The organism is Wolbachia endosymbiont of Wuchereria bancrofti (genome assembly GCF_002204235.2).
Taxonomy (GTDB): domain Bacteria; phylum Pseudomonadota; class Alphaproteobacteria; order Rickettsiales; family Anaplasmataceae; genus Wolbachia.
Map to the genome: position 1 here is coordinate 1 of NZ_NJBR02000015.1, position 9735 is coordinate 9735.

The 9735-nt window shown below is 34.6% G+C and carries 9 protein-coding genes, 1 tRNA gene and 2 pseudogenes; 1 reads left to right on the forward strand and 11 read right to left on the reverse strand.

Going from position 1 to position 9735, the window contains the following annotated elements; genetic code table 11:
- Positions 1-704: 704 nt before the first annotated feature.
- The 4 genes from CCY16_RS00945 to rpmE all read right to left on the reverse strand — a co-directional run bounded on the left by CCY16_RS00945 (position 705) and on the right by rpmE (position 4277).
- Positions 705-1736 carry an extracellular solute-binding protein gene (locus tag CCY16_RS00945; RefSeq protein WP_088414251.1) on the reverse strand — a complete coding sequence of 344 codons (1032 nt, stop codon included), beginning with the start codon at positions 1734-1736 and terminating at the stop codon, positions 705-707.
- 129 nt (positions 1737-1865) lie between these two features.
- Positions 1866-3143: a hypothetical protein gene (locus tag CCY16_RS00950; protein ID WP_179946012.1), complete on the reverse strand. Its 1278-nt coding sequence runs from the start codon at positions 3141-3143 to the stop codon at positions 1866-1868.
- A gap of 95 nt (positions 3144-3238) precedes the next feature.
- A complete protein-coding gene (locus CCY16_RS00955) occupies positions 3239-4033 on the reverse strand; it encodes an NAD kinase (protein ID WP_088414253.1) in 795 nt (264 codons plus the stop codon).
- 31 nt (positions 4034-4064) lie between these two features.
- On the reverse strand, positions 4065-4277 hold the full coding sequence (gene rpmE, locus CCY16_RS00960; protein WP_088414255.1) for a 50S ribosomal protein L31: 213 nt from the start codon (positions 4275-4277) through the stop codon (positions 4065-4067).
- Positions 4278-4405: 128 nt separating this feature from the next.
- Between rpmE and fabD the strand changes: the two genes are divergently transcribed.
- On the forward strand, positions 4406-5386 hold the full coding sequence (gene fabD / locus CCY16_RS00965) for an ACP S-malonyltransferase (RefSeq protein ID WP_088414257.1): 981 nt from the start codon (positions 4406-4408) through the stop codon (positions 5384-5386).
- 58 nt (positions 5387-5444) lie between these two features.
- On the opposite strand, the pseudogene gpmI reads toward fabD, so the two are convergent.
- From gpmI to CCY16_RS06600, 7 genes and pseudogenes are all read right to left on the reverse strand, one after another.
- Positions 5445-6947: pseudogene (gene gpmI / locus CCY16_RS00970) on the reverse strand (2,3-bisphosphoglycerate-independent phosphoglycerate mutase); the annotation flags it as partial.
- Between the two features lie 21 nt (positions 6948-6968).
- Positions 6969-7040 (reverse strand) — tRNA-Asn (locus CCY16_RS00975).
- A 742-nt stretch (positions 7041-7782) separates the two neighbouring features.
- Positions 7783-7968 (reverse strand): hypothetical protein, encoded by a 186-nt coding sequence (locus CCY16_RS00980; RefSeq protein WP_088414261.1) that lies wholly within the window; start codon positions 7966-7968, stop codon positions 7783-7785.
- A 196-nt stretch (positions 7969-8164) separates the two neighbouring features.
- Positions 8165-8446: an ankyrin repeat domain-containing protein gene (locus CCY16_RS00985; protein WP_088414263.1), complete on the reverse strand. Its 282-nt coding sequence runs from the start codon at positions 8444-8446 to the stop codon at positions 8165-8167.
- A gap of 2 nt (positions 8447-8448) precedes the next feature.
- A complete protein-coding gene (locus tag CCY16_RS06860; protein WP_088414265.1) occupies positions 8449-8577 on the reverse strand; it encodes an ankyrin repeat domain-containing protein in 129 nt (42 codons plus the stop codon).
- Positions 8578-8971: 394 nt separating this feature from the next.
- Positions 8972-9148: a hypothetical protein gene (locus CCY16_RS05470; protein ID WP_179946013.1), complete on the reverse strand. Its 177-nt coding sequence runs from the start codon at positions 9146-9148 to the stop codon at positions 8972-8974.
- A 114-nt stretch (positions 9149-9262) separates the two neighbouring features.
- Positions 9263-9735 (reverse strand): annotated as a pseudogene (locus CCY16_RS06600) (ankyrin repeat domain-containing protein); the annotation flags it as partial.

Below are 9735 nucleotides of genomic sequence, written 5' to 3' on the forward strand. Positions count from 1 at the left end.
GCATCTTATGTTTAATTTTTTGCACTATATGTACCTTATGTCTTCACAACATTTCTAGGTTTTTACCTATATAAGTTGAAACTCGCTTATACTTACAAAGTGTTTAGGACAGTATAATATGCTAATTTGCAGGATTAGAGAGTAAATACTATCTACCACGGTATATCTTTTGCCTTTTTTTTGCCTAGTAAATTTCTAAAACATTTATGACTAAAGGTTAGTTGCAATAAAAAACAACTGAGTCGCGATTATTAAGTATTTAAAACATAAAAAAACGCTAATGTTTTTAAATAGATATTAACTAGGGCTTCTTTTGTCTTTTTCTTACTTAGTGGATTTCTTAAATATTTGTAGCTGAAGATTTACCGACAACCGCTACTTGTTAGTGGCTGAGGAATACTGCGAATGAATTGTGGTATGATGTAGGGGTTGCTGATATTCCAGCGCGTGATACTGGCTTCTCATACTGGAAAACCATAGGATGATAAAAAATAGTAAATAAATTTACTAAATGACGGTGTCACATACTGGAGTGACATTATAGATGCACTAGGATTAGGAAAAGGAGACACAGGAATGACACCCCTTGGGTGGAAAGCTGAATGCCAGTGTCAACAATTGAAACAATACCATTTCCTAGTGGAAATCATTACCAAGTTACAATGTCTGTACAGTTGTACTTTTTACCCTAGAAGCACTAGGTATTATTTCCATTTACATTCGTCTGCTATCATAACAGCCTCAAAAAGATGCTTTTCAAGCTCGCTTAGAGGTAAATCACTTTGTGGGTAGTCTCCCCAAAATTTTAGTATGTTGGAAACCTCAACGCCTTCAATAATAGGGTATTCTTGATTTTTCTTAGCATATAGTTCCTGGGCCTGCTTGCTTACTAAAAACTCCAATAAAGCTATAGCATTTTTCCTATTTTTTGCATTTTTTGTTACTGCTGCACCACTAATGTTTACCATTACACCATTACTATCGTGATTAGGGAAGAAAACTCCTAGTTTATTTGCAACATTCTTTTTATTCTCACGTTCTGATGAAAGGATTCTCGCAAAGTAATAGCTATTTACTATTGCAATATCTCCTTCACCAGCAGCTACAGCATAAATTTGGTTAGTATCACCACCGCTTGGCTTTCTTGCCATATTGCTTACAATCCCACTGACCCATTCTTTCGTCTTTTCAAAACCATTATTTGCAATCATAAAAGCAATCAGCGATCGATTATATGGACTTGTAGAAGAACGTACTAATATTTTTCCCTTCCATTTTTTATTTGCTAAATCCTCATAGGTACTTAAGTCTTTAGGATCTACTGATTCTTTATTGTAAACCAATATTCTCGTTCTTTTTGTGAGACCAAACCAATAACCTTCACTATCTCTAAACTTTTCAGGTATAGCTCTTTTCAAAATCTCTGAGTTTACCTGAGACAAAAGCCCTCTTTTTTTTGCCAAAATTAGGTTCACTGCATCTGCAGTTAAAAATACATCAGTCCCATTGCCATTTTCCATGCGTGAAAGCAGCTGAGAATAATCGTCAATAATATAACGTACTTTAATACCTGTATTTCTTGTAAATTCATCAAATAAAGTACGTACCAACTCCTCTTTACGTGATGAATAAACATTTACCACTTGTGGGTCATTAGTCTCGTTGTTTTTATATAAAAAAGTAACGACGATTAATACAACTACTACTAAGGAAGTGAATATTAAAGCTTTTTTCATATGAATAAAACAATTTCCTTCAACTTAGGATACCGAAACGCAAAGTTTTAGTAAATGTAAAATTTGCTCAGACCTATTTTGCTCCAATTAAGGGGCACCAAAATCATGTAAGAGATTTTACTACGTACTTTATTCACCAATACTATAAACAATATCTTTACAATTATGGGATTGAACTACAACTTGTTCAAGTGTTAGGCTGATGCATTTAGCGTCTTTACCGTGATTGTCCTTAAGAACATTTGTTCTTTCTTGTTCTATTTTCTTAATGAATTTCTTGTTAACACTTTCTGTATTAATCTTTTCCTGAGAATATATAAGGTTAGTGCAATTCGTTTTCCTATAGTAATGTACACCAAGACATATGATTGATAATGCAAGTATACCTGAACCTATGAATAATGACAACCCTACGTTATGAGTCAAAGGGTTCTGGTAAAATTTTTGCACATTATTAATGCCATCTATTGCAAGTAGCCCTAAGGGAAACGCTATATTTGCAGCAACTATACTAGTTAATAATGCAATGAATAGCGGCCTATTGTTAATTATTGATTCTATTTTGTTAGCTCTACTAATTACTTTTTCGTCAATATTAATGAAGTTATCTTTAGCTTCCCAAGCATTAAGTGCAAAATTTGAATGAGTGTCATTGCTATATTCCAGTCTTACAGATTTTATCACCTTGTCCCTTGGCTGGCACTCTAACACTTTATCTAAAATTTCATTTGCATTCCCTTTTTGGATTTGATATTCTTCAGCTTCTCTAAATTGCTTTATTGCATGAAATATAGGACTAACTGCAAACAATGAAGCAGATGCAATGACTGGTATAGTAATATAGAACGGGCTATTTGCAAAAAACGCAATAAATTTTGCTTTATCTTGTAAATATACTAAAGCTACAGATGTGCATAATATAATAGCATTTGCACCAAAAATTATAACGCCCTTCTGATGCATGGCATATTTTACCCTTGGCCAGACTCTGTTTATTTTCTTGCCTGAGCTGATTAAAGGAGTTGTTGAATCTGTTTCACTGTTTTCAATGTAAGAATCGTCTTTCGGTGTAAAAGGAGTTGGAGATGTGCCTGAACCATCACCGGGCTTGTTATCTAATAATCTTTTCCAATCTTCTGATGTTTTATTACTATCCCAAGATTTGCTAAACAACGTTCCTTCAGAAGCTGATTTTCTCATCCCTGAGCTTTGATCATCTATTCCACTATCCCTAGTATGATCCATTTCTTCATTATTTGATTCTTTTTTATACAACTCCGCCTGTACACGCAGTGGCTTTGGTGGTACTGCACCCAGTACATCTAAGATAGCATTTGCTGCCACTCCAGCCGATGATGGATCTGTTTTTGGTGTTTCTGCTGATATTTTATCTTTCAATTCTAGCATACTTACCCTCCGAAATTAATTACTACTGTTATATTGATTATACTATAGTTATTAAGATACAGTAAATACTAATTTAAGAATAATTCTAGAAAAGCTTAATATAAGAATTGTCTGTCAAAAATTCTTTCATCTAGGGAATAATCCTTGTCAAAGAGTAGAGTAACTGTGTTCTCATGGTCTTTCTGCATTTTTATCTGTGATATGTTCTGAAGCTCCTTGTAATCTGACACTACAAGTGCTGGACGATTTTGTACGTTGTTAATATCGATTTGCACAATCGTATCATTTGAGATCAACGCTCCATTCCAATGCCTTGGGTAGTAGCTATTAATAGAGGTCAGTGCAAATAAGTTTGAATTGAGTGGTAAGATTGGGCCGCCAGCGGAGAAGTTATATGCAGTACTGCCTGTGGGAGTAGACAATATTATTCCATCTCCTCTAAACTTTTCCATTTTTAGTTTACTATTGATAGCAACATTCATCTCTACTATTTGATTTGCCTTTCTAAAGACATACACTTCGTTTACTGCTAAATGGTGATATTTTTTACCACTCAGATCTGTAGCTTCCATCTTTAGCAAAGTTAGCTGAGCTGAAGTTGCGTGCTCTATGTTATTAATCAAATCTTCGCCGCTACTGAAGTATTTATTCATCAAAAATCCGACACTACCAGTGTTTACCCCATATACATGTGTATCTTTGTTTCCTATGACGTAATTATGCAAGGTGTGTAGCATCAAACCATCGCCACCAACAACTACCAGTAGATCAACTTCAGATTTATTTTCCTCTGTTATATTGATAAAATTAAGCTTCTGTAATAATTTAGATACTTCCTGTGATTTTGGTGACTTAGAAGCAACATAGCCTATATTTTTGTATTTATGCATGCTCCAGTCTAAAACTTAAAGAGAAAGAAAATTAGAAAATATTTCCGTACTTATCGTTAAACTTAGCTATTTTGCTAGTTTTATTTGTTGACCCACTTGTCAAACTTCCAGTCCATGCAGGGTGGGTGAAAGGATCTCTATCAAGCTTTATCTTATCTCCCTCCTTTCCATAGGTTGAACGAGTTTCAAACTCTTGACCATTTGTCATGACTATGGTAATTTTATGATAATTAATTTCTGCCATTGCCGCTTATAAACTCTTAGTCAGTTACTATTCTAGTGTATTCAATTCGTTAAGTCAATTATTATTATTGGACATTGACAAAAGATAAATAAAGTAGTACTTTTAATAAAGAATCAAGAATTATCGTTATGATTTTTGCTTTCCCTGGTCAGGGTTCACAGTTTGTAGGAATGGGAAGAGACCTATATAGTCAATTTTCCATTGCAAGACAAGTATTTGATGAAGTAGATAGCATACTAGGTAGGAAGTTGTCTCATTTGATTTTCAATGGTCCTGTCGAGGAGTTAACCATTACAGAAAACGCTCAGCCAGCTATAATGGCAGTATCAATTGCAACACTACGTGTTATGGAGCATGTGTTTGGTAAATCTCTTTTCTCTGATCACGATGTTAAATATGTTTGTGGGCATTCAGTTGGTGAATATACAGCACTATGTGCTGCAGGAGCGTTGACACTCGAGTCCACAGTCAAGTTGCTGAAAGCTCGCAGCGAAGCAATGCATAAAGCTTCTTTAAAATGTAAAGGTGGAATGGTTGCATTGCTTGGAGCGGAGATAAGTGAAGTAGAAGATATATTGGAATCAGCTCAAATCGATGAAATTTATGGAATTGCAAACGATAATGGTGGTGGACAGGTAGTGGTAAGTGGTACTGCAGAGGCCCTTGAAATATTACCTGGTTTGTTCAAAAACTCGAGTGTGAGAAAATTAATTAAATTGCAAGTTAGTGGGCCTTTTCACTCATCTCTTATGAGACCTGCTGATGAAAAGATCTTGGAATTTCTAGAGAGCATTGACATAACTCATCCTTCAATTCCTTTTGTATCAAACGTCACAGCTAAAGAAGAAAGTAATCCAGAAACTATAAAAATCTTACTTGCTAAGCAAATTATAAGTAGAGTGAAATGGAGAGAAATGGTTTTACATATGGCAAGTAGTGGCATTAACGAACTCGTCGAAATTGGACCTAATAAAGTTTTATCTAATTTAGTCAAAAGAATTGATCAATCCATCAGTACAAAAAATATAGGTAGTATCAGTGATATTGACAGCTTCTTTAATAGGTCACCAGTACCGACAGTGGAAAATTTAGAAGTTAGCTTAAGTTAAAGCACACCTGTTTGATGTTATCACAGCTTGGAATGACATAGGGCGATACAGGAAATTACACAATCAGTGAACTACCTGTCATTTCATTTGGTTTTTTAATTCCAAGTAACTGTAAAATAGTAGGAGCGATATCAGATAATCTTCCATCTTTCAACTTTAGGTTGTTATAAGAATTAGAGTATATAATAAACGGAACTTTATTTAGAGTGTGTGCTGTATGAGGTGTATTATTTTTTTCATCAAACATACATTCCACATTTCCATGGTCTGCAGTAACAATTAATGCAGCGTCTTTTATTTCCTTAACAGTATTCGATACTTTTGCAAGGCAATTATCAACAGCCAGCACAGCTTTTTTGGCTGCTTCCATGTTACCTGTGTGTCCCACCATGTCAGGGTTAGCGTAATTTGCAACTATCAGCGTAAATTCTTGGGAACGAATTTTTCCTACGAGTTTTTCTGTAAGTTCAAAGGCTGACATTTCAGGTTGCAGGTCATAAGTTTTAACTTTTGGTGAAGGAATGAGTATTCTTTCTTCACTGGAGAAAGGCTCTTCCTTTCCACAATTAAAGAAAAAAGTCACATGGGCATATTTCTCAGTTTCAGCAATGCGTAATTGCCGTAATTTATTATCTGCTATTATCTCTCCTAAAGTGTTGGTAAAAAATGCATGGGGAAAAAGACAAGGAATCTGAAGGTCTTCCTTATACTTCATCATACTTAAAATTGAGGAAAATTTTGCTACCTCAGTGTAACCTGTTTTGCCTAGCAAAATACTTGCCAATTGTATCATTCGATCAGCACGAAAGTTGGCTAATAATACCCCATCTTTTAGTTCTATGCCTTTGTAATCACCTATTACTGTAGGCCTAATAAACTCATCAGTTATATTATTTTGATAATTATTATCAATCAACGACATCACACTATCGTGACATGTTGCCCTTGCAAATGCAATAGCCTCGTAAGTTTCTATTGTTCTTTCCCACCTATTATCGCGATCCATAGCATAGTAACGCCCAGAGACAGTAGCAATTCTTATGTCATGGCCTTTTATATTCTTTTCAAATTCTTGAACGCACTTTTTCCCTGAATTTGGCAGTGTATCTCTGCCATCCAAAAATGCATGTATCACTACTTTGATTTCGTGCTGTGATATTTTATTTGCTAGAGTTGAAATATGTTTTTGATGCGAATGGACACCACCATCTGACACCAACCCCATTATGTGGCACACGCCGTTCTTATCCTTTAGATCACTAATAAAACTTCGTAAATTCTTGTTGTTCTCTATTGTTTTGATTTCTTGATCAATGCGCTGCAGGCTTTGCATTACCACTCTACCACTGCAGATGTTCATATGACCAACCTCTGAGTTGCCTATCTGACCATCTGGTAATCCAACATCAGTCCCACAGGCAGATAAACTGCATCTTGGATAATTGGAGCTAATATATTGCCAACATGGTGGATTTGCGTTGCTAATGGCATTGCATTTACTATCTCCTATTCCATTTCCCCAACCATCTAGTATACATAAAACAACTGACTTAAAGTTCATACAAAATAACAGACAAAAATGCTCCTCGGGCCGGATTCGAACCAGCGACCAATTGGTTAACAGCCAACTGCTCTACCACTGAGCTACCGAGGAATAAACTGTTTTCAATTTATCATGTTGAGCATTAATTGTAAACGTTTTTTGTGCTTTATAAGACTTTAGTGATGTTATCTAAGCAGTTCATAGAAATGCAGAAAACTACTTAACAAGCTTCACCAGCCTCCTTATCATATTACTGAAGTTAGTTGTTTATCTTCTCTGTACAGATAAACGACAAAAAAACTTAACCTCATGCCTTTATATATTGTTGCCTACATTACCAATTAGTGCTGTAAATTGCGTTTGCTGAGCGCTTTAAAAAAACGCCAACTGATAAAATGTAGTGAATAACTAGCTGCCCTAGATTTCTTTTGTCTTTTTTTCTGTTTAGTAAGTTTCTTAACGTTTATAATTTAGGCTAATTGCAAAAGCAACTGAGTTGCAATTATTAAGCGTTTAGAAAGAGAATGCCATGTTTGAAAGTTAAATGTAAATAACTAGCTATCTACAGGGATTTTTTTGCCTTTTTTCCATTTGATAAACTTGTTAATATTTATAACTAAATGACGACCGTCATTTCGTTACTCATTAGCAGAATCTATGGTGAGGTACCACGAATGAATCGTGGTATGACGTGATAGTTGCTGACGTCTCAGCGCTTGACACTGACTTCTCATACTGGAAAACCATAGGATGACAGAAAATGGTAAATAAATTTACTAAATATCAGTATTAGCTACTTTCGTGATACTTCTTAGATGGAAATTGAAGCCCAGTTCTAGGCATGTGCACTTGTTTACACTTTAATACCCTGAACTTTTTGCCCAGTTACATTTGGTTCATCTAGGCTGTTACTAGGTTGTAATACTGCATATGTGGTACCACCAATAGCTCCAGCTGCCAATCCAGCAGCTATAGCTATACCGATTATAGCTAGTGCTGTTAATATAGGACCAGTAAATGCAAGTCCTGCAATTACCACTATTCGGTTATGGTACTTAAAATAATATCAATCCCCACTGCTTTAGCAATTCGTTCATTTTCTGCATTGTTTTCACCTTCTGAAAACTGTACCACATCTTTTACCACTAGCAGTATTATTGATTATGTTTTCAGCTTTTAGCCCCTCAATAATTACTCGAAGCCGTTCTTTTATGTTTTCATTACCAATTTTAGGTCTACTGGAGCTTTACCCCCTCATTTTCTAATGTAGGATGATTAGCCTTCCATTTTTGTAATAGATCTAATACTATTTTTACGTGACCATTTTCAGCAGCATAATGTAAAGGAGTACATCCATTATTATCTTGCAATAAAGGATTAGCCCTTTTGTCTAATAGAGCTTGAACTACATCTGTATCTGAGTTACCATAAGAAATAGCCAAATGCAAGGCAATGAAGTCAGTATTATTCTGCGTGTCAACTTTAACATTGCCATTTTTTAATAGACACCGAGCTATATCTAGTAACCATTTTTAGTAGAAAAATGCAAAGCAGTATCACCATCACTGTCGTTTATATTAACGTCAGCCTTGTTATCTAATAGAGCTTTAACTATATTTAAGCAACCATACAAAGTAGGCAAATGCAACGATGTAACTTTTTAATATAACTGCCTTATTGTACGGTAAATTAATAATTTATATTAAATTTTTCTTTCTATTTTTGGAATACACCTTTATGTTTTGCTTCTAGTTTACTTTTTATTGAAATAATTATATTGTTGTCAGTGTTTAGTGATATTACTACTAGTTTTAAGTCTTCCAACTCTAAAGCTATAATCTTCTCCTACCAAAAATAATAATATAGTTTAATTATTATGTATTTTAATAAAAAAGTCAAGGATTTATATTTTTCCCTCTATGTACACTTTTTTAAACTCTTCCTCAAGATATTGAAAATATCTATAAATCACTACTTCCTTTCTCAATCCAGTTCTAGATTAGTATAACGTTATTCAATGTTTAGCTTGTCAAAGCGTGTGCTCAACGTGTTTTTTTTACAGCTTCTGCAAATACATATAGCTCTAATCTAGGAATGTGCATCTCTTTCGCATCTTCAAAATCTACAAAGTCAACCAGATGCCTTTCTATTCCTGCAAGCTCTACTATGATGTCACTCCTGTGTTCCTGAAAGAAAGTTTTTACATCAGCAAATGTCATCTTCTGAAAATCACACTCATAGCGTTCTAATAAAACATCAATTAACGGCTGATGATTATACAGAAATATTTTCCTTCTACCTCAGGTTTGAGTTGTAAATTTTTTTGATTAACATTAAAACCAAAAGCATCGCTCTATTATCTTATTCATCATGTACGCACAAACACCTACTTTGCTTTCACTGAAAGTACGACTTAAAGGAGTTAATCCATCAGAATCTACTGCATTAATATCTGTTCCATTATCAATTAGAAGCTTCACCACATTTATGTTGCCATATGCTGGATGAAAAGGTGTTCTACCGCTATCGTTTTTTGCATTAATCTCTACCCCATCGTTGATTAAAAGCCTTACTACATCTATAGCATCATTGTCGACATCATCATGTAAAGGAGTGTCACCATACTTATCCTTTGCATAAATATTTGCTCAGTTTTCAACTAGAAACTTTGCCATATCTCTATTATCTGCTATGATAGCTAAACACAAAAAAGTAGATTCGTTTTCATCCGCTGCATTAGCATTTCCTCCCTCTTTTATTAATTTCTCAATCTCATCTAAATCTCCATACCTAGAAGCATATTCTA

What these genes read in the sequence shown, in the direction of transcription:
- CCY16_RS00945 (WP_088414251.1), bottom strand. Translation starts at nt 1,736, where the DNA reads ATGAAAAAAGCTTTAATATTCACTTCCTTAGTAGTAGTTGTATTAATC.
- CCY16_RS00950 (WP_179946012.1), bottom strand. Translation starts at nt 3,143, where the DNA reads ATGCTAGAATTGAAAGATAAAATATCAGCAGAAACACCAAAAACAGAT.
- CCY16_RS00955 (WP_088414253.1), bottom strand. Translation starts at nt 4,033, where the DNA reads ATGCATAAATACAAAAATATAGGCTATGTTGCTTCTAAGTCACCAAAA.
- rpmE (WP_088414255.1), bottom strand. Translation starts at nt 4,277, where the DNA reads ATGGCAGAAATTAATTATCATAAAATTACCATAGTCATGACAAATGGT.
- fabD (WP_088414257.1), top strand. Translation starts at nt 4,406, where the DNA reads ATGATTTTTGCTTTCCCTGGTCAGGGTTCACAGTTTGTAGGAATGGGA.
- CCY16_RS05470 (WP_179946013.1), bottom strand. Translation starts at nt 9,148, where the DNA reads ATGACATTTGCTGATGTAAAAACTTTCTTTCAGGAACACAGGAGTGAC.